The organism is Methylomonas sp. HW2-6, assembly GCF_052474525.1.
In genome coordinates this window covers 3,087,069-3,106,465 of record NZ_CP184124.1, presented here as the reverse complement: position 1 = coordinate 3,106,465, position 19,397 = coordinate 3,087,069, and the positions used below count along the sequence as shown (strand labels likewise).

General features: G+C 53.1%; 14 protein-coding genes. 3 read left to right on the top strand and 11 right to left on the bottom strand.

Translation table 11 applies throughout. The features are described 5' to 3' along the window. Together ACH518_RS15125 and ACH518_RS15120 are read right to left on the bottom strand one after the other, a co-directional pair. Nucleotides 1-981: a response regulator gene (locus tag ACH518_RS15125; protein ID WP_140912929.1), complete on the bottom strand. Its 981-nt coding sequence runs from the start codon at nucleotides 979-981 to the stop codon at nucleotides 1-3. Further along, complete coding sequence (locus ACH518_RS15120) at nucleotides 978-4,667, bottom strand: PAS domain S-box protein (RefSeq protein ID WP_445370689.1); 3,690 nt, start codon at nucleotides 4,665-4,667, stop codon at nucleotides 978-980. Before ACH518_RS15120 ends, ACH518_RS15125 begins: the two co-directional genes overlap by 4 nt. Before the next feature lie 216 nt (nucleotides 4,668-4,883). Here ACH518_RS15120 and ACH518_RS15115 point away from each other — a divergent pair, with 216 nt between their 5' ends. Together ACH518_RS15115 and ACH518_RS15110 are read left to right on the top strand one after the other, a co-directional pair. Further along, entirely contained in the window at nucleotides 4,884-5,360 is a 477-nt protein-coding gene (locus ACH518_RS15115) for a GNAT family N-acetyltransferase (protein ID WP_445370688.1), read from the top strand. Nucleotides 5,361-5,466: 106 nt separating this feature from the next. Next, nucleotides 5,467-7,410, top strand: a complete 1,944-nt coding sequence (locus tag ACH518_RS15110) for a hypothetical protein (protein ID WP_445370687.1) — start codon at nucleotides 5,467-5,469, stop codon at nucleotides 7,408-7,410. A gap of 174 nt (nucleotides 7,411-7,584) precedes the next feature. On the opposite strand, the gene ACH518_RS15105 is transcribed toward ACH518_RS15110, so the two are convergent. The 8 genes from ACH518_RS15105 to ACH518_RS15070 all read right to left on the bottom strand — a co-directional run bounded on the left by ACH518_RS15105 (nucleotide 7,585) and on the right by ACH518_RS15070 (nucleotide 17,237). Further along, complete coding sequence (locus ACH518_RS15105) at nucleotides 7,585-8,640, bottom strand: hypothetical protein (RefSeq protein WP_445370686.1); 1,056 nt, start codon at nucleotides 8,638-8,640, stop codon at nucleotides 7,585-7,587. Between the two features lie 152 nt (nucleotides 8,641-8,792). Beyond that, nucleotides 8,793-9,860, bottom strand: coding sequence for a DUF6402 family protein (locus tag ACH518_RS15100; RefSeq protein ID WP_445370685.1), 1,068 nt, complete (start codon nucleotides 9,858-9,860; stop codon nucleotides 8,793-8,795). After that, nucleotides 9,857-12,535, bottom strand: a complete 2,679-nt coding sequence (locus ACH518_RS15095; RefSeq protein WP_445370684.1) for a hypothetical protein — start codon at nucleotides 12,533-12,535, stop codon at nucleotides 9,857-9,859. The genes ACH518_RS15100 and ACH518_RS15095 overlap by 4 nt, the downstream gene beginning before the upstream one ends. A 461-nt stretch (nucleotides 12,536-12,996) precedes the next feature. Then, entirely contained in the window at nucleotides 12,997-14,331 is a 1,335-nt protein-coding gene (gene chrA, locus ACH518_RS15090; RefSeq protein ID WP_445370683.1) for a chromate efflux transporter, read from the bottom strand. Between the two features lie 48 nt (nucleotides 14,332-14,379). Then, the gene (locus tag ACH518_RS15085) at nucleotides 14,380-14,592 is read right to left on the bottom strand and encodes a hypothetical protein (protein WP_445370682.1); all 213 of its coding nucleotides are present in this window, start codon (nucleotides 14,590-14,592) and stop codon (nucleotides 14,380-14,382) included. Then, complete coding sequence (locus ACH518_RS15080) at nucleotides 14,589-15,149, bottom strand: hypothetical protein (protein WP_445370681.1); 561 nt, start codon at nucleotides 15,147-15,149, stop codon at nucleotides 14,589-14,591. The genes ACH518_RS15085 and ACH518_RS15080 overlap by 4 nt, the downstream gene beginning before the upstream one ends. 253 nt (nucleotides 15,150-15,402) lie before the next feature. Continuing rightward, nucleotides 15,403-16,800: a sodium:proton antiporter NhaD gene (gene nhaD / locus ACH518_RS15075; protein ID WP_445373005.1), complete on the bottom strand. Its 1,398-nt coding sequence runs from the start codon at nucleotides 16,798-16,800 to the stop codon at nucleotides 15,403-15,405. A 218-nt stretch (nucleotides 16,801-17,018) separates the two neighbouring features. Continuing rightward, nucleotides 17,019-17,237: a hypothetical protein gene (locus ACH518_RS15070; protein WP_445370680.1), complete on the bottom strand. Its 219-nt coding sequence runs from the start codon at nucleotides 17,235-17,237 to the stop codon at nucleotides 17,019-17,021. A gap of 196 nt (nucleotides 17,238-17,433) precedes the next feature. Here ACH518_RS15070 and ACH518_RS15065 point away from each other — a divergent pair, with 196 nt between their 5' ends. Next, nucleotides 17,434-18,180: an ATP-binding protein gene (locus ACH518_RS15065; protein WP_445370679.1), complete on the top strand. Its 747-nt coding sequence runs from the start codon at nucleotides 17,434-17,436 to the stop codon at nucleotides 18,178-18,180. A 113-nt stretch (nucleotides 18,181-18,293) separates the two neighbouring features. Here the strand turns inward: ACH518_RS15065 and ACH518_RS15060 are convergent, their stop codons facing one another. After that, complete coding sequence (locus ACH518_RS15060) at nucleotides 18,294-19,169, bottom strand: LysR substrate-binding domain-containing protein (RefSeq protein ID WP_445370678.1); 876 nt, start codon at nucleotides 19,167-19,169, stop codon at nucleotides 18,294-18,296. Nucleotides 19,170-19,397: the final 228 nt, after the last annotated feature.

Genomic DNA, 19,397 nt, shown 5'->3' with positions numbered 1-19,397 from the left:
TCAAGGCGCGAACTGCGCCTTCAATGCCAGTATTTCCGGCATGATCGCCATGAACAGTTCCAGCAAATGCGGGTCGAAATGGCTGCCTGCGCCGCTACGCATCGTTTCCAGGACCGTTTCCTGCGGCCAGGCTGGTTTGTAAGGCCGTTTGCTGCTCAAGGCATCGAACACGTCGGCAATTGCGACGATGCGGGCCGATTCGGGGATGGCTGCGCCGGCCAAGCCGGCCGGATATCCGGTGCCGTCCCAGCGTTCGTGGTGGTAATGAGCGATTTCGGCGGCCATTTTGAATACCGGATTGTCGGTCTTGCTCAGTATGTCGTAGCCGATTTGCGAATGCGTTTTCATGATGTCCCAATCGCGGCCGGCCAAACCGGATTGCGCCTTCAAGATCGCGTGCGGAATGCCAATCTTGCCGGTGTCGTGGGTCGGGGCGGCCAGCTTGATCATTTCCACTTGCGCCGGGCTCCAGCCGGCAGCACGGGCCAGCGCCGCCGAATAGGCCGCCATCCGCCAAATGTGGTCGCCGGTGTAAGGGTCGTTGTAATGGCCGGCGGCGCCCAGCATTTCGATCGCGGCGCGGGCCAAGTCATCCAGTTCCTCAACCCGGACCAGCGACAGGTGGGTCTGGACCCGGCGCAGCACGATCGGGCCGGAAACCGGCTTTTGAATGTAGTCCACCGCACCGACGTCGAAACCGTAGGCCTCGTTTTCGGTTTCGCCCATCGCCGTGACGAAAATGACCGGAATCTTCGCGGTGCCGGCGTCTGCTTTCAAGTGGATGCAGACCTGATAACCGTCCATGTCCGGCATCATGATGTCCAGCAGAATCAGGTCCGGCCGGTGGTCGCGCGCTGCGGCCAGCGCTTTTTCGCCGTTGATGGCGAAAATCAGCTCGTAGCGGTCTTTCAGGATTTGCTGCAACACCTTCAGATTGTTCGGTTCGTCGTCGACCAGCAGCAGTTTGTAACTGTCTTTCATGCTTGCTCTCCTTCTGCGGCACCGGCGAGTTTGGCCTGCAACCGTCCGACCGCTGCCTTGGCGCCGTCGAAATCGAAGCTGTCCAATTCGTAGCGGATGGCTTGCAATTCGGTTGCTGTCAGGTAAGGCGCCAGATCCTGCAACACCGGCTCGACTTTTTCCGGATTCAACGTGTCCAGGTTCCGCAGCAATTGTTGCAACAGATCGGCGATGTGCGCGGCGTCGAAGGCTTCCGCGCTGGCCACCGGCTGTTTTTCCGGCAACTCGAGCCGGCGGACTGCCGCGGCGGCTTGGTCGAGTGCACTGCGCAAACGGTCGATTTGGGCTGCGGCCAGCGCCGGTGTGCCGTTCTTCAGTTCGGCATCGATGTTGGCGGCCAAGGCTGCGATGTCGACCAATGCCAGATTGCCGGCCACGCCTTTCAGGGCGTGTGCGCTGCGCTTGGCGGCTTCAATGTCGCCGTTTGCCAGACTGAGCTGAATGTTGTCGGCGTCGGCCGCGTGTTGCGCAGCGAAATTAAGCAGGGCATCGGCGTAAATCAAAGGGTCCAGCCAATTGCTCAAGCCTTTCCGGTAGTCGGCAACGTCGGCCAGCGGTGCGAAATCGACGGCGGTTTCGTTGGTGGGCGCGGGCGCTCCGCCGTTATTGGCAATGCCGAAACCGGGCGGCGTCAGATTTTCCATCTGCGCCAGCAGTTCGTCGATGTCGATCGGTTTGCCGACAATCGCGTCGATCCCGGCCGCCAGCGACTCCCGGCGTTCATGACTGAGGACGCTGGCGGTCAGCGCCAAAATCGGAATCCGGCGCAGGCTGCCTTGCTCCAGTTCGCGGATTTGACGGGTGGCCTGGATGCCGTCCAGGACCGGCATTTGCAAGTCCATCAGAATCAAGTCGAAGTCGGATTCGTGGTAGGCCGCGACGGCCTCGGCGCCGTTTTTGACCCAGCGTACCCGGTGGCCTTGTTGTTCCAGGCGCAGGCTAGCCAGTTTCGCGTTGGCTTCCACATCCTCGGCCAACAGGATTTTGAAGCGGCGCGGCGAGTAATAAGCCCGTTTGCGCGGCGCAGCCGATTCGTACAGGCAGACGTCGTTGGCTGCCGCTTCCGGCAGCCGCACCGTAAAATGGAACACCGAACCGACGCCGAGTTGGCTTTCCACCCAAATCCGCCCGCCCATCATTTCCACGATTTGTTTGCTGATGGTGGTGCCCAGGCCGGTACCGCCGAAACGGCGGCTGGTGGTGGCGTCGGCTTGGGAGAACGATTCGAAGATGCGTTCGGTTTGTTCCGGGCTCATGCCGATGCCGGTGTCGGCGATGGCGAAATGCAGCAGTTCCGGCTGTTCCGCCCGGCCGATGCTGACGGCAATATAGCCGGTGTCGGTGAATTTCACCGAGTTGCCGACCAGGTTTAATATGATCTGCCGCAGCCGATTCGGATCGCCGACGAAGAGGTGGGGCAGGCCGGCCTCAACCGCCAGATCGATGCGTAAACCCTTTTCCGCGGCGCGCAAACTCATGATTTGCAGCGCTTCCTGGATTGCGACCGGCAAGTTGAAACAGACCGACTCTAATTCGATTTTGCCGGCCTCGATTTTGGAGAAATCCAGGATGTCGTTGATCACGCTCAGTAAATGCCGACCCGAGCTGAGGATGGTTTTGATGTGATTGCGGGTGGCATTCGACAGGTTGGCGTCCTGCAGGGCGACCTCAGCGAAGCCGATCACCGTGTTCATCGGTGTGCGGATTTCGTGGCTCATATTGGCCAGGAAGTTGGCTTTGGCTTTGGCGGCGGCCTCGGCCGCTTCCTTGGCTTGGCGCAGTTCCAGCTCCGCCTGTTTTTGCAATGTGATATCGGAAATAAAACCGACGAAGATGTGCCGGCCCTCGGAAATGATGCCGTGGCCGACCGCCAGACTGGCCGGGAAGCGGCTGCCGTCTTTGCGTTGGGCGATGACTTCGCGTTCGGTACCGAGGATTCTCGATTGCCGCTGAGCCAGAAATCGGCGGATATAACCGTCGTGGGCCGAGGCGTCGGGTTCCGGCATCAGGAGTGAGACGTTTTTGCCGACGATTTCATCGCTGCGCCAGCCGAACAGCTTCTCCGCTGCGGGGTTGAACATGCGGATAATGCCGCTGCTGTCGATCGAAATCACCCCGTTGACGGCGGTCTGGACAATGGCCTTGACTTCCGTAGTGGCCATCGCCACCAATTCTTCCAGATGCTCGCGATATTCCAGCAACTCCGCTTCGGCGGCCTTACGCTCGGTAATATCGGTAATCGAACCGACCATGCGTACCGGCCGGCCGTTTGCGTCGCGCAAGGCCTCGCCCCGGTCCAGGACCCAGCGGTAACTGCCGTCGCGATGGCGTAAGCGCAGTTCGGTGGAGTAGCGTTCGTTCCGTTCCAAGTGCCGGGCAAAGGCGTCGCTGGCCCTGGCTTTGTCGTCGGGATGGATCAATTCGAAGAAGATCGCTTCCTCGTTCGGCAATTCGCCTGCGGCATAACCCAGAATTTTATTCCAGCGCGGCGACAGGTAGTATTCGTGGGTCAGGATATTCCAGTCCCAGATACCATCGTTGACGGCCCGCTCTGCCAGGATATAACGCTCTTCGCTGGTACGTAGCGCCAGGGTGCGTTCTGCGATCTTCGTTTCCAGATTGTGCTGGGCGTCGGCCAGCGCGTCGGTCATATGATTGAAGGAACTGGCCAGTTCGGCGATTTCGTCGTGCCCGCTCACCTCGGCGCGCAGACTGAAGTCGCCGTCGCGAATCCGGCGCGCGGTCAAGGTCAGGCGCGCGATCGGCGCGACGATGCGTTTGGCCAAAGCCTGCGAGGTAAAACCGGTCAGCACAATAAAGGCCGTTACCACCAGCAACATGTTGTGCTTCAGGCTTTGGATTGCCGAGAAGGCTTCGTCCTGCTCGATTTGGGCCAGGATGCAGCCGCCGCCGATCTCGGCGACGTGGCGATAGCTGTAGATCACCGCTCGCCCCCGGTAATCTTTGTCTTGCCCTTGCCCGTTTTCTCCGGCCAGGCAGGCCGCCAAAGGACTGTTGGCGGTGGCCTGAGCTTGATTTGAGGCCGGCGGGTAACGGGCTGGCGTTACGAAAATGCCTTGCCGGTCGGCCAATAGGCTTTCCCCGGAGCGGCCGAGGACCGCGTGGGGGCCAAAAATGGCCTGGATCGGCGCTTCCTGGTAAAACACAGCCAGTTGCCACGGTTGGCCAGGATCGCTGGCAATTGTATAAAAATAGCCGGAGCGATCGGGCACGGATGGAATCAGGCCGGCGAGCTGCTCACGGCCAAAGTGGGCGAAATCGGCGATCGGCAGCGGCGGATTGCCGATCGCCAACGTGTCGGTCCGATCGCTGCGGAATAGCCAAGCGCCTGCGGCGCCTTCCCGATGCAGGAAATCGTTGACGCTACGCATCGCGCAGTCCCGGTTTAGCCGGTCCTGGACCATACATTCGGCCAACAAATCTGCCAAAGCGGCACTGGTGTGGCTATTGGCCCGGCGCAATACCATCACCAGTTGTTCCAGGCGGCTCTCAGCGACGCGGCTGACTGCGTCCAGACGGTTGCCAAGAATATCGTCGATCGCAAAGCGGTAGGCCATCCAGCCGGTCGCGAAGGTCGGCAACAAAATCAAGAGCAGCAACAGCGCGATTAATCGTTTTTGCAGCATCAGAGTATGCCTCGCGGGGATGGCGTTGCCGCCGATGTTACGCCGAATGCCGGCAGCGCTGCAACGCTTGAATATGACCGGCCGTTAGTGGATTAACATGCCGCGGCGGGCGAGCTTGTCAAACCGGACCAGGTTGGGGGCTGGCAAAAAGCGCGGATTCAATGGCACCGGGTTTCCGTATAATTCCGGCCAGTTCAACAACATAACCAAAACCGTATGTCGATCGTCGATTTGACCGCCGCACCTCATCACCTGCCAACTTTGGCCGCCTGGCACCAAGCGGAATGGGCGTATTTGAATCCGGGCGAAACCTTGCCGATGCGCATCGCCAGGATGCAGTCTTATTTGCAGGCCGGCCTGATTCCATCGACCTTTGTCTACGAGCGACAAGGTTGTCTGGCCGGGTCGGCGGCCATTGTCGCCTGCGATATGGAAACCCGACCGCAGTGGACGCCTTGGTTGGCTAGCGTGTTTGTCGCGCCGCAGTTTCGTCGGCAGGGAATCGGCGGGCGCTTGGTGCGGCATGTCATGGCCCAAGCCGGTGCGGCCGGTTACGAGCAGTTGTACTTGTTTACCCCGGATCGGGTTGCGTTTTACGAAACACTGGGGTGGCAGCCTGTTGCCGAGGAAATATACCGCGGCAGCCGGGTTAGCGTGATGCGGGCGCAATTGCACGATATTGAAACGGCGTAGTGTTGGCGGGCGGACAGACTAGAAAAAACCTTGATTATTAAATGCTTGACAGCGGCGAGCGATAAATTCTAGGCTCAGTTGACTTTTGCCACAGCCGGAGTACGCCATGAAACGAATTGCGCTCAGTCTTGCCGGGGCCGTGTTAAGCGGTGTGTTTGTCAATCAGGCGGTGGCGGTCAGTATTACCCAACGGGCCGGCAACAATTTCCGCACCGCCGCCAACAATCAGGAAGTGCTGCTTGACAAGGATAACGTCAACCCCGACCGCTTCGGTTTGTTGCGTACCTACGATTTCAACGCCAAAGTCGAAACCCAGCCATTGGTGCTGGAAAACGCGGCCAACGGCGACGATTTGGTCGTCGTCACGACGATGAAAAACGAAGTTGTCGGCATCAACGCCCGCACCAATGCCACCGTTTATAACGTCAAATTGGGGCCGGAAATCAGTTCGCAGGACATGGATATGTGGAAGCACACGCCGACCTGGGGCATATCGGCCACGCCTATCCTCGATCCGGCCAGCAATACTTTATTCGTCGCCTCCTGGCAAAAGAAAAACAACGACAACAAGCTCCGCGACTATTGGGTCTATGCCTTGAATCCCGCGGACGGCAGCCGGAAAGCGCCGCCGGTGAGGATTTTCGGTCGGTCGCAGGAAGGCAACGGCTGTTGGTTCAACGACGCCGGTGCGGTTTACCGGGAGAATAACCAGACCAAGCAATATGTCTATCCCAAGTTGCGCGCCGGTCTGGCATTGACCGCGAATAACGGCTTGGTCATGGCATTTGCCGCCAACGAGGAAAAACTGCTGGGTGGGCGCAAAAATCCGCACGGTTTTGTCGTCGCCTACGATACCCGCGCGCTGCTGGGGCAGCCGGGGTTCTCCAAAGAAGCGGCGATCTTCTGCGCGACCGCGTTCAATTCGTGGGGCGCCGGCATCTGGCACGCCGGCGGCGCACCGGTCACCGAAGACGACATGATCTACGTCGCCACCTCCAACGGTACGTCCAATAACGGCGGCGTCGATCTGGCGGAAAGCATGATCAAACTGCGCTTCAAGCCCGGCCTTGGCGGCGCCCGGCCGCTGTTGGAGCAAGTGGATTATTACAAAGCCTTTCTTGACGAGCGGGTTGCGCATAAGGATTGCCTGTGGCAGGACAACGACTCGGAAGTGTCCTGCGGCCGGGCCGGTGCCGGTTCCGCTGGCGCGGATTGGGATTTCGGCGCAGCCGGGCCGATGCTGGTGCCGGGTTCGAGTTTGCTGCTGCAAGGCACCAAGGACGGCATCATTTATTCGCTGGATAAATTCAATCTGGGGAAAAACGATCGCTTCAACCAGTTGCTGTCCAAACCGCCGCTGGTGGCGACTTACTACGGCGGCGGCATCGACGAGAACTGGGACAGGGCGCAGCACCTGAACCGCAGTCTGCCGTGCCCGGCGGCCGGCCACAGCGACCACGGCTGGTTCGTACCCTGCGGCGATCCGGAAAACAACAAGATGCACCATATCCATGCCTTGGCGCTGGCGCAACGCGACCAGAGCGGCGGTATCGTCTACGTCTGGGGCGAAAATTCGCGGCTGAAGGCTTACGATTTCTCGACGCTGGACGGCAAATTGCCCAGCTTCCGCGCCGAAGCCGACGATCTGGCTTCGGTCGGCGTCGCCTCTCCCGGCGGTATGCCCGGCGGTTTGCTGATGGTCTCCGGCAAACCCTCGCCCGCATCGGCGTTTCCGCACGCTATCGACTTCGGTTCTGCCCTTGTCTGGGCGGTTTATTCCAAATTCGGCGATGCAAATAAGGAGTTCGCCGAAGGCCAATTGGTCGCCTACGACGCGACCACGGTGCTGCCTGGCAACAAGCTGAAACGCCTGTTCCGCACCGGCGACGACAATAATGGCGGCCTGGGCAAAATGTCGCGGATGATCCCGCCGGTGGTCGCCAACGGCCGGGTTTACGTGATGATTTACCGAATCGGCACCTCGGATTGCACCGCGCCGGATAACCAGTTGCCGGTTTGCAGCCAATTGAAGGTGTATGGTTTGAAATAGCCGGTGATTGTGAGTTGTTCCGCGCTATTCGGTTGCGAGGTTGGTTGGCTGGTTTCGTCCCAAAGCTGCCTGTCACCTATATTGGCAAGTTATGGCCGAACTGCTTTCATTAGCTGACATACCTTTATGCAAAAAGTGCAGCGGCTGTAATAAATTCCATTAGCAATATACATCTTATTTTTTAGAAGGATCTCCAGTGATAGTCGTTTCAGCCTTCCCAATTAAAGCTGGCAATACACGTTCACTAAATCCCGCGGCAAAAGCAAGAAAAAACCGAAGAGCTGGTGTGTTTACTAGTTCTTCACCTAATATGAGATGCCCATCGATGGCCAGGGAGGTAAGCGCACCTGCGGTGGCACCCAAAATGGCACGCGACAAGGCTTCTGTAAACAATCCCAATTGGCCGGAGCGTGGATCAAGCCCGATTTGCTGCGTTCGGGAAATAGCAGATACTAACGCTCCAATTGTGCCGGCGCCTAGTGCTAACATGGCGTGAGTATGGCCTTGTCCCCATTTTTGAAAACATAGCGAAGTGGTATCCGTCCAACAAAACATGTTGACATGTGGTAAAAAATTGGCCAACACAACTGGGACTAGAAACCAAAATATAAACCAGGGTCGGCACCTACGGTCTTTCGCAAGTGTTACCTGTTTTCGAGCTTCATCGATTACTCGCCCCCAATCATCTGATTTACCTCCATTCATTGCAATAGCCGCTGCTTCCCCTAGCATCGTTCGGATACCAATCAATTCAATTGATGCTTGAAAAGGCAAAGATTGTGTCGATGTCTCATATTCTGGCTGTTTTTCTTGAAAGAAATGCAGAAATCTCCAGAAATTTTCGACTTTTTCCATTAGAAAATTACTGTCGGTTTCAATTTGGGTAATGTGTGTTTGTAGCAAAGTAAGATTATCAACATCGTCGGGTGGAATAATCCACCACCATTGAATTTCGAAGTTCTGATCTAAATAAATAATATAGCGGGTGCTCTTACGTATAAGCACTTGAATTTTCCCTAGCATCCATGGGTCAGTACCTCCAGGCTTTAACCGGGAGATTACTCGCAATGCGATTAAATATGCATCTTTTACGTCATCATCAGCCTTACAAAGAGGAATCGACTCCCCCTTCTCATCTATACCTTCTATTTGTCGCCAAGCACTAATTCTCGCCATGGCATCCGTGAACAATTGTTCGTCACTCTCAATGTCTTCTGTCGTGCTAGCCATGATTATTCTTTAGTATTTTCGGAGAAATAAAAATTAGTTGAAACTTGTGCTTTCGCTTATGTAGGGCTTTGTTGCACAAATCCTGGACTAAACAGATATCCCCTCACACAATGGGAAATGCAGGTGATTTTTGCAACAAAGCCAACAGCCTGTTAAAGATCAACCTTGACTTCAAAAACCGGAAAATCAGATGGCCTAGGAATTGTATACCAAGGACTTACTAATACATACCTCCCACAAATCAACCAGCTAAATCCATTGCTATACCGAGTAACTAGTTTGTTATAAAATGGCATAATAGATGTTTGAAATTGCATAAAGTCGTCATTATTTAGCCACACCATTTTGGTGCCTTTTTTTTTATTAAATTCTCCTAGATCCCAGTAACCAAGTTCTTGATCTCCTAAAAAATCAAATGAATCCCTTAATCTGTATGAAATGCGGTCAATATAAAAGTTAATAGTATTTTCTTTAATTTTAATCATCTTGCCGGTTGCATAAGTAAGAAATGTATAACTTCCAAGCAAAGCGTCAACTTCGCTATAAATTAACTTTGATTCTTTTAGCTGTGTAGCAAGAGCCATTTTGATGGCATGCTCGTATTTATTTTCTTCGTTTGTGTATGCTTTGATATAGAAATCTGATGCTTTATTGATTCCAGGCTCTACAAGATTTCCAAATTTACACTCTTCTTTAATTTTCATTTTACGTATTTTTTCTTCAGCAAATATGTAAAGACTTTTGCGAAATTCACTCTCCACATTATATTCTTGGACAGCATCATCATAGGCATGACTCTCTATTTTTGAAATGACATTATTAAAAAGTTCCTTTCGACTATCATTGCGAAAGCCTGATATGACTTTTTTAATATCAATCATGTAATAATCAGATTTAACCTCTCCATTTTTTCCACTCTCTGTAAATCCGGATTTTCTATCGACTCCACTCAACCACGCGTCGAAAGCCTTCGAAGCATACTTATATCCCATTGCTCGCATGATTTCCGGCAAAAAAATAATAGTTAGGATCTTGTCCAAAAGCATTTCTTCAGGGAACTTATCGAGTATAATTTTTTTTTGTTCCGTTAGATTTAGGCTCGCATTAGTTTTTAATGCAGCATTAAGTTTTGCATTTAAGTAGTCTGAAAAATTATTACGCTTATTTAAACTACTTGATAACGCAGCCTTAGTTACGGGAGATGGGTTGGCTTTTATCATATATCAGCCCTAATGCTTTCCCCGGTATCAATAGACTTTATTACTACATTTTTACGTAAAGAAAAGTACTCAGGCTTGCTTCCATCGGCAAGATTAACGTCCCATGCTTGGGTAAACGATGATATTTCTTCATCAATCTTAATGGACCTCTTAAACCATAGTTTTCCATTATACTTAACCTCCCATTCTCCATGCGTTAGTTCCTGATTTAAATATATTACAACATCATATGATTGATCTTTTTTATTAATTTCAAAACTAGTAATTCGGTTTGTAACAACACCCATTGCAAGCCCAATTGATCTCGCTCTTTCGGCTCTAGCCTGAGCATTTCTATATTCTATTTCTGCATGTCCCTTTTGTATTTCTACAACTCTCATTTGCTCGGAATAATCTTCAGTCGCGATACCTTGCCCAACTACCGCATCGATAAAAAATGCTCCAGATGGAATTGAAATATTAGCAATGGAACCCTCGACCACTCTTCCGATTAACTTCTTATCCCATCCTTCAAGCTGTTTCGCAACATCAAATATGTTAAGTTCTTCAGTAGCTTTAAAAAACGGCAACATTTGAACAGATGTAGTACTTTTAAACTCTGATGTATCATCGACTTCTCCATACTCATTGTTCAATAAATCAATCAATGCTTTTGAAAACTGCTCACTAAAATTTTTAAGTAACTCCTTTCCCACAGGGAAAATTATCTTATTTTCCGCTATAACACGTACAATCCGATCGACATTATCTAAAGGAACACGTTTTGTGACATAAGAACTAATACCTGGAAAAAACTCCATACCAGTATCAACTTCGACTTCAAGATTATCCAAAAAAAGCCCAGTTTCAAATTTATTTGCTAATTGAAATAAGAGTAAATTTAGAGTTCTGCCCTCATTTATATTAGAAACTTTAATCTGTGTGCTACTAGAGGAAGTAAGACGAGATGACGAGGTCGTTGATACAGAGTATTGTTCCGATCTACGCCGACTTAAATTTCGCGCTGCTCGTTGCGTAGTTCGGGCAAACTCTCTAGAAAAAGTTGTTAGCGATGTAGCATAGTTCAAATCGTTTTCAGCATTAATTGAAACTACCTCTAAAGGGATCTCAACACCAGAGGACATAGATGCGCTGAAATTACTAGTACCTTCTTTACGATATTCTTTTTCTATCTCTTGACTCAAATCTTGGCTGTCAGTGATTAAAGTTTCTGTGCCTAGTGCCCGTGAAACAGCAATTGTATTCTGAGATTCCTCTTGTAGACTTATACTGATTGACCGCTCTTCACCGGGCGCGAGTGGTATGGATGTCACTAATCTACCGTATTCAATACCTTGCCATTTGACACCTGAACTGAGAGTTTCGATTAAATTAAAGCTAGGGGGCCTAGACGGCTTAATTGGAGGGAGTGGTCTTTCTATGAATAAGTATCCTACACTGTCTAAATCGCCAAAAACAGTTGTTCTTGAAATAGGAAAACCTATAATACAGTCTTTTCTAAATAAGTCATCGTTATCACATCTCTCCAATAATTCTTCCGCAGGAAGTCCGTTTTCAGTAAATAGTCCTTGCTTTGTGGTAGTCAATAAAAAAACTGTTTTTTTATCTTTTATATATTTTTGGACTTTATGGAGCCATGGACTATCATCAACAACCACCTCTTCATAATCAGTACCTGTTTCTTGTTTTTCTACAGTTACCGTATATCTTCTCTTTTTCTTTTTATTAAAAATTTTTCCTAAATCCCCATCCCAAACCCATTCTTCTCGCTGTTCTTGTATATTCCATTTGAATACCTTCTCAAATACACGATACAAAATACCCGGCGACAAATTTTTATCAGTGCCGTCGGGAAGCTTTACTTTCCTAGTCTCAAGCAACAATATATATCCAGAATTCAACGCTCGATTTATTAATTCTTTTAATCTACCATTAATGTGCCGTCTTCGAAGAGAGAGCTCTTCCCATCTAGCCATAAGTGAATTAAGCTCTATTTCCTCTAAATTCGAAGAATTTTCAAATGATTTTTCGGCTTTTTGATAAAGTGCATCAGTAATCTGTTTCAACTTTATAAGTGCATCAAAATCTCTTAGTAATTCGCTTTCCTGACTAGTTACTGCTTCGGCTGTTGGCAAGCTATCTTTCAAATTTTGAATTGAGTCTGATACTAAAACTAAAGAATCTACTTTATCCCAAAACTCATTGTATTCTGCCTCGTTAATAAATCCGTCTTGCGATTCCACTAATTTATCATACTCAGACTCTTCAAGGGGAATTCCATTCCAATTAATTAAAAGATATTCACGATTCGAGCGCTTATGAATTACAATTAGTCCAGATTTAATTTCATTACTATCTATTGAAGAAAATCTGCTTTTTTCACTTGTTTTTTTTATCCCGTCCTTTATCAAATTAGGAAGTTTAATCTTTCCATCTTCGCCAGGCTTTACCTCTTTTTCGTAACTCCAACTTTTCTCAATGTATCGTTTAAAAAAATATGATCCGTCTTTATAAATTAAATCAGTGAATTCTAATATCTTTCCCCAATCAACTGGAATTTGACGTCTTCTTTTTATCCTAATCCCACCAGGTGAGCTCACCAAATCAGCTGGCATAGTTATTCCTAATAGAGACTCTGGCGATGGTAGAGACTGGTTGTTGTCTACGTCAAACATAATTACACCTTTATAAATTTTTAGATTTGAGACATAATTTCACTGGTAAACTCGAGATAGTTTTGTTTTGCTAATGATTGCTGCATCTACTTTCATAAGAAAATTGTCTTATGAAAGTAGATGCCTTTTGCGGGCATTTTTATACGAATCTTTTCAAACCGTCAATAGTGAATCGGCAGCACCTTATTTGATGCAGTATGACGAGAATTGAAGACAGCTTAGCATCTCAAATCAGCCGTTGATCTTTAATTTTTCTCGGCTACCTGAACGTCAATTTATGGCCGCTAGTCAACACTCCCTTTGCCGGTTAGTGCAGGTGGCCCGGAACAAGCGTTAGCGTTTCCAGTAAGTTTTAAATCACCAGAAACGCCGTTCGACATATTCCGACACAGATGATGGGATTCTTTAAATTCATTGGAGATTACGACCTGCCACGAGGGTAAGCACTGCGTAGCTTTAGGTCAAAGCATCCACAGCCAGCCGCCCAGCGCGGCGCCGGCAATGACCGGGATAATGCCGAGTTTGAACCGAAACAACGCCAACAGCGCGGCCAGACTCAGCCCGGCGGCAAACAGATCGAACGATCCGTTCCAGCCCTGCGGCCAGAACACGTGGTAGGCAAAAAAAACCGCCAGATTGACGATGACGCCGACCACCGCGGCGGTGACGCCCGTTAGAGGTGCGGTGAATTTCAGGTTGCCGTGGGTGGTTTCCACCAGCGGGCCGCCGGCCAGAATGAATAAAAAGCTGGGCAGGTAGGTAAAGTAGGTGACGACGACAGCTGCCACGCTGCCCGCTAAAAACGCCGAATCCGCGCCGAACCAGGCTTGGCCCCAACCGGCGACGAACCCGACGAAGGTATTGACCATGATAAGAGGCCCTGGCGTGGTCTCGCCCAGCGCCAGTGCGTCGATCATTTGTTGTGGCGTCAGCCAGTGGTAGTGCTCGACCGCCCCCTGATAGACGTAAGGCAATACCGCATAGGCGCCGCCGAAGGTCAGCCAGGCGGCCTTGGTAAAGAACCAGCCCATTTGGGTCAAACCGCCCTGCCAGCCGTATTCTGCGCACAGCCAGCCCAGCACGCCGGCCCACATCGCCAGGCCTATCGCCAACAGGCGGTAAAACTTGCCCCAACTGAATAGGGCGTGCGCTGGCGTTGGCGTATCGTCGTCGATCACGGCCGGGCCGAAATTGGCCTTGGCGCTGCCGTGGCCACCACCGATCGCAAAATACTGCGGTGCCCATCGGCCGCCGGCGGCGCCGATCAAGCCGGCCGCAATCACGATCAATGGAAACGGCAATTGCAACGCAAAAATGGCGATAAAGGCTGCCGCCGCCATCGCCCACAGCCAGCGGTTTTTCAAGGCCCGCGAACCGATGCGGTACGCGGCAAACAACACGATGGCGGTGACGGCCGGTTTGATGCCGTAAAGCAGGCCGGCCACCGCGGGCAAGTCGCCGAACCGCATGTAGACCCAGCCCAGGCCGATCAAAATCAACAGCGCCGGCAGAAAAAACAGGCCACCGGCGATCAAAGCTCCCGGCGTCTTGTGCAGCAACCAACCGATGTAAGTCGCCAGTTGTTGGGCTTCCGGGCCGGGCAAGACCATGCAGTAATTCAAGGCGTGCAGATAGCGTGTTTCGCTGATCCAGCGCCGGCGCTCGACCAGCTCCTGGTGCATGATCGCTATTTGCCCGGCCGGTCCGCCGAAGCTGATAAAGCCCAGTTTCAGCCAGAATTTGCCGGCTTCGGCGAGGCTGGGGCTGACAGGTGCTTGCTGCGGATTTTGGTTCATAGTCTGGGCCGGCGGCTGATACCGCTTTTTACCATGAGTAATTGGGGTTCAGTTCGGCCATTTTCTGACCCAAAGATGGCGGCCCCAGTATAAAAACACCGGAAACAGGCCCCACCAGAAAAAATGTTCCAGTCGGCCGGTCGCTTCGTCGCCGTAGGGGACGACGAAAGCCGGTACCGCCAGCATCCAGATTGCGGATAAGACCACTGCCAGTTTGTTTTTGCGGTTTAACCGCCGGAACCAGGTAATTGCTCTGATCATGTTTGCTCGCCGTCGAGGCGGCGGACTTTTGCGCCAAGGAAATTGCGTAGCAACGACACGGCGACGATGGCGGCGGCGAATCCGCCGCAAGCCCACAGAAAGGGTTGCACGTAACCGATGATCACGGCGCAGCCGACCAGAAAAAAGCCCAGGAAACTGAATTCCCAGCCGATGTGGTAACCGTCCAGCATGGCCGCCAAGCCCAAAATCAGCAATATCACCAAGTCGGCGCTGACGCCGGACAATTGGCCGGACTTGTTCAAAAACGCTGCGGCGATCACGACCACGATGGTATGCAGCCAATGCATCGCCTGCGCCTTCAACACCTGGCCGAAATCGGCGGCGCCGTTTTTGGCCTGCAGCCAGGACACGAACACCGAAAGCGAACCGAATACGAACACCATAGTCAGCCAGTAACCGTAGCCGTCATCCGGATTGAAATCGGTAATGTAAATTCCGGCCAGAGATAACAAAACCAGCAGAATAAACACGCTTTGCTCGATAAAAACGTAGCGCTTGCCGGGTTCGGTTTCGGGTATTGACGGTTCTTGATACATGCTTGGGCTTCCTGAAAAATGGTGCGGTTGGGACAAGGGGTTTTATTAACCCGGCTTTTAAATAGGGTCGCTCCCGCCAAAGCGGGGGCCCAGAATCAATAGTGGATTCCCGCCTTCGCGGGAATGACGACTCCAGGGAATTTAAGGGCCTGGTTAATAGTTCACGCGGCCGCGGCGCATTCACTAGATGGCTCAGCATAGCGCGGCATTGGCTCGCAGGTAAAGCCGGCTGGCCGCCGTGCGGGCCAGTCGGTCAAAACAGGCTGCCGTTGATCAGAAAATGCGCGCCGACGCTGCCGAGATAGCCCAACATGATGGCCGGCGTCCATTTCAGGTGGGTCATAAAGGTGTAAACCCCCTTCGCTTGCCCCATCAGCGCGGCGCCTGCGGCCGAGCCGACCGATAGTAAGCTGCCGCCGACTCCCGCGGTCAATGTCACCAGCAACCATTGGCCCTCGCTCATGTCCGGCGTCATGGCCAGTATCGCGAACATCACCGGAATATTATCCACCACCGCCGAAGCGATACCGACCAGAATGTTGGCCGGCGTCGCCCCTAGTTCTCCGTACAGGAATTCGGACAGATGCTGCAAGTAGCCGATGAAGTTGAGGCCGCCGACGCACAACACCACGCCGTAAAAGAACAGCAGGGTGTCCCATTCCATCCTGGCCAGATGGTGGAACACGTCGAAACGCAGACCGTTGCCGCCATCGCCGGTCTCCGGCAGATGGTCCCCGGCCACGCCGTCGATACTTAGTTCCGGTTCGTCGCGGTGGGTGATGTGCAGGAAGTAGCCGAACAGTTGCAGGTAAGTCAGACCGGCCATCATGCCGACGGCGGCCGGCAATTGCAGGCTGTTCTGGAACCCGACCGCGGTCAGCACCGTCAGCAGAAACAGCAGGACGATACGTTTGGCGCCGCGCAGCGTGCGGATTTGGACCTGAATCGGCGCCGGCCGGGCGTTCGGTATTGCGAAATGCATGATGGTTGCCGGTATCAGAAAATTGACGACCGACGGAATGAACAGGTTGAAAAAGGTCCAAAACTCGATCATGCCCTTTTGCCAGACCATCAAGGTGGTAATGTCGCCGAAAGGGCAGAATGCGCCGCCGGCATTGGCGGCGACGACGGTGTTGACGCAGGAAATGCCGACGAAGCGCGGATTGTCTTTCCCGACTGCCATCACCACGGCGCACATCAGCATTGCGGTCGTCATGTTATTGGAGACCGCCGAAATGAAGAATGCCAGCAGGCCGGTGACCCAGAATAGCTTACGGTAACTGAAACCGCGATTTACCAGCCAGGCACGCAAGTTGTCGAATACGCGCCTTTCTTCCATTGCATTGATGTAGGCGATGGAGACGATCAAAAACAGGAATAATTCGCTGTAATCCAGCACGTAATGCCGTATCGCCGTTTCGGCGAGGTCCGACAAGCCGTGGCTTTTGTAAATCAGTGCGATTGCCAGCCAAATCAGCGCGGCGGCCAGCATCATCGGCTTGGATTTGCGCAGTTCCAACAGTTCTTCCAGCACTACCAGCACGTAGGCGGTGGCAAACAAACCCAAGGCCAGGAAGCCGATCCAATGCCCGCTTAAATCCAAAGCCTCCGGCGTGGCGCAAAACGCGAAATTGGGCTGTAGCATTAACATTAAGCTGATGCCGGCGTATGTCAGTTTGCCGGCCGAAAATTTGTTGATTGCCATACCAATAATCCTGATCAGTCTGTTGTCGGCAGCCCGCCGTTTTGCCGCCCGAACACCGGGCCGCGCAATACCGGCCGCCGGCTAGCATACCTGGAAAAACTGCAAATTCAGCCGATCACCGAGTCGATCAAGATCGCAATCCTGACGATCCGCTCAGCCCGAATCTACAACTGGCGCTGGGCCACGGTTTCGGTATCTGTGTCGGCTTTGGCAGCGCCGGTCCGCAGCAGTTCGCCGCTTGGCGCCGGCTCTGGTGCTGGCGGCGCGGTCGCTACGGTCGGCGTGTTGGCGTCATCCTGGCTCCGAACCAACAGCAGCGGTGTCAAGGCGGCGCAGACCAGGACGGGCAGGGCGGCGGCTTGTTTCAGCCCCAAACCGAACAAGGGCGGTAACCTGCTTGGCTCGCCCTCGGCGTCGGAGCGATAAGTCGCTTGCCCCAGCTATTGCTGCTGCTGGTCGCCGGGCTCCACATCTAGGCCGGCATCAATCGCGGCTTGAGCCCGTTGCACGATCTGGCGACGCTGATCGGTCAGCGGTCAGCGGTCGGCGCGGGAACTGGACCCGATCCCGGATACCAACGTGCCGCTGGAAGTGCGGTCCTTGACCCACACCATCAACGCGCTGCTGCAACGCCTGGGCTCCGCGCTGGCCGCGCAGCAGCGTTTCATCGAAAACGCCGCCCACCAACTACGCACGCCGCTGGCCGGGCTGAAAGTGCATGCCGAGCGGGCGTTGGCCGCGGATAGTCCGGATGCAATGAAACCGGCACTGAGCCACATCAAACATTCGGCAGACCGGGTGGCGCATTTGAGTTCGCAGTTGCTGGTTCTGGCCGGTTCCGAATCGGTCTCGCAGGGTTCGCGCCCGTTTCGGCTCCTGGATTTGGCCGCGCTGGCCAAAGCCTGCTGTATGGACTGGGTATATAAAGCCCTGGAACAGCAAATTGAGTTGGGATTCGACGCGCCGCGCGTCCCGGTTTCGATCAAAGGCGACGAAACCCTGCTGCGGGAGCTGCTGAACAACCTGCTGGATAACAGTATTTGCTACAGCAATCCGGGTGGCCGGATCAACGTGACCGTCCTGGCCGACCCGCCCGGCTGGGTAGTCAAGGACGACGGTCCCGGTATCCGGCCGGAGGAAGCGGACCGGATATTCGAGCGGTTTTACCGGGTTCCGGGCAGCCGCGGTGAGGGCTGCGGTTTGGGCCTGGCCATCGTCAAGGAAATCGCCGACCTGCACGCGGCGCGGATTGAAGTCGGCCCCGGCATCGGCGGCCACGGCAGCGGGATTAGCGTTTTGTTCGGCCGGCAATCTCGAGCCGGCTAGATGGCCGGCGTCAGCTATTGAAACCGAGGCTATCGCCCTTGTTGCCGCGTGATAACAGAATCCGAGTTCGTCTGGCTGACGTTTAACGTCAGCCAGATCAAAGCTTCTCCCACTCAGGGCAATGGTTTGTATGCCAGCAGTTGGGCCATGGTTTCCAGCAACGCGATACGCGGATGAGTCTTGAGCCATACCAGGGCAATGGACCGACTGGGGCGTTGCCGAATGTCGATGTACCGAATGTCTTTGTCTTCCGGCTGAATCGCCACGGACGGCATCAAGGTAACGCCGACACCGTTCCTGACCATGAAACGCAGGGTTTCCAGGCTCGACGCCCGAAAATCGTGTTCGATGAAACGGGACGGGTCGCACAATTTCAGTGCCTGGTCGCGCAGGCAGTGGCCTTCGTCCAGCAGTAGTAGGTTTTCGTTGGCGGCTTGGTTGAGGTCGACTTCGGCCTGATCGGCGAGCGGATGATCGGCGCTGACTGCCAGCGTGAATGGGTCCTCGAACAACACCCGGGAGTCCAGCGTGTCGGGGGCGATCGGCAAGGCCAGCAGGGCCGCGTCCAGTTTTTTGTCGAGTAGCAATGCGATCAAGGCGTGGGTTTTTTCCTCAACCAATTGCAATTTGAGTTCCGGATAATGTTGCTTGATGCGAAAAACGTACTCCGGCAATACGTAACTCGCCAGCGACGGAAACGCGCCCAGTGACAGTTGGTTGCGTTGGCGGCCGCTGGCATGAGCAGCGATTTGGCGAATGGCGCGGGCGTCGTCGAGCATGCGGCGGGCGATGGGTAAAATCTCCCGACAGGCTTCGGTTACGTCCACATTGTTTTTGTCGCGCAAGAACAGGTCCACACCCAGATAGTCCTCGAGCTTTTTGATTTGGGTGCTCAAAGTGGGTTGGCTGATTGCACAATGTTCGGCCGCTTGGCTGAAGTTTCTAAATTCCGCCACCGCTACCAGATAGCTCAATTCGCGCAAAGTCATGGCTTGCTGCCCGTCGTTAGTTGGAAAGTCCGGAAAGGTTGGTTTCAGCCGCAAATGATAACAACATAAAGCGAGGCTTATTGATTCCGCCTATCGGCTTATCGAGGGAATCAATTTCTAATTCCAGGCTCTATTCGGTTCAATGTAGCCACCGAGCACGTTCAAAGGGCGGACGGATAATTCGCTAGTACCGTTGGCAATGGCAGATAAGTTTATTTGCCATCGCCG

Excerpts from the sequence above, each read along its gene's own strand:
- ACH518_RS15125 (WP_140912929.1), bottom strand. The coding sequence starts at position 981 with ATGAAAGACAGTTACAAACTGCTGCTGGTCGACGACGAACCGAACAAT.
- ACH518_RS15120 (WP_445370689.1), bottom strand. The coding sequence starts at position 4,667 with ATGCTGCAAAAACGATTAATCGCGCTGTTGCTGCTCTTGATTTTGTTG.
- ACH518_RS15115 (WP_445370688.1), top strand. The coding sequence starts at position 4,884 with ATGTCGATCGTCGATTTGACCGCCGCACCTCATCACCTGCCAACTTTG.
- ACH518_RS15110 (WP_445370687.1), top strand. The coding sequence starts at position 5,467 with ATGAAACGAATTGCGCTCAGTCTTGCCGGGGCCGTGTTAAGCGGTGTG.
- ACH518_RS15105 (WP_445370686.1), bottom strand. The coding sequence starts at position 8,640 with ATGGCTAGCACGACAGAAGACATTGAGAGTGACGAACAATTGTTCACG.
- ACH518_RS15100 (WP_445370685.1), bottom strand. The coding sequence starts at position 9,860 with ATGATAAAAGCCAACCCATCTCCCGTAACTAAGGCTGCGTTATCAAGT.
- ACH518_RS15095 (WP_445370684.1), bottom strand. The coding sequence starts at position 12,535 with ATGTTTGACGTAGACAACAACCAGTCTCTACCATCGCCAGAGTCTCTA.
- chrA (WP_445370683.1), bottom strand. The coding sequence starts at position 14,331 with ATGAACCAAAATCCGCAGCAAGCACCTGTCAGCCCCAGCCTCGCCGAA.
- ACH518_RS15085 (WP_445370682.1), bottom strand. The coding sequence starts at position 14,592 with ATGATCAGAGCAATTACCTGGTTCCGGCGGTTAAACCGCAAAAACAAA.
- ACH518_RS15080 (WP_445370681.1), bottom strand. The coding sequence starts at position 15,149 with ATGTATCAAGAACCGTCAATACCCGAAACCGAACCCGGCAAGCGCTAC.
- nhaD (WP_445373005.1), bottom strand. The coding sequence starts at position 16,800 with ATGTTAATGCTACAGCCCAATTTCGCGTTTTGCGCCACGCCGGAGGCT.
- ACH518_RS15060 (WP_445370678.1), bottom strand. The coding sequence starts at position 19,169 with ATGACTTTGCGCGAATTGAGCTATCTGGTAGCGGTGGCGGAATTTAGA.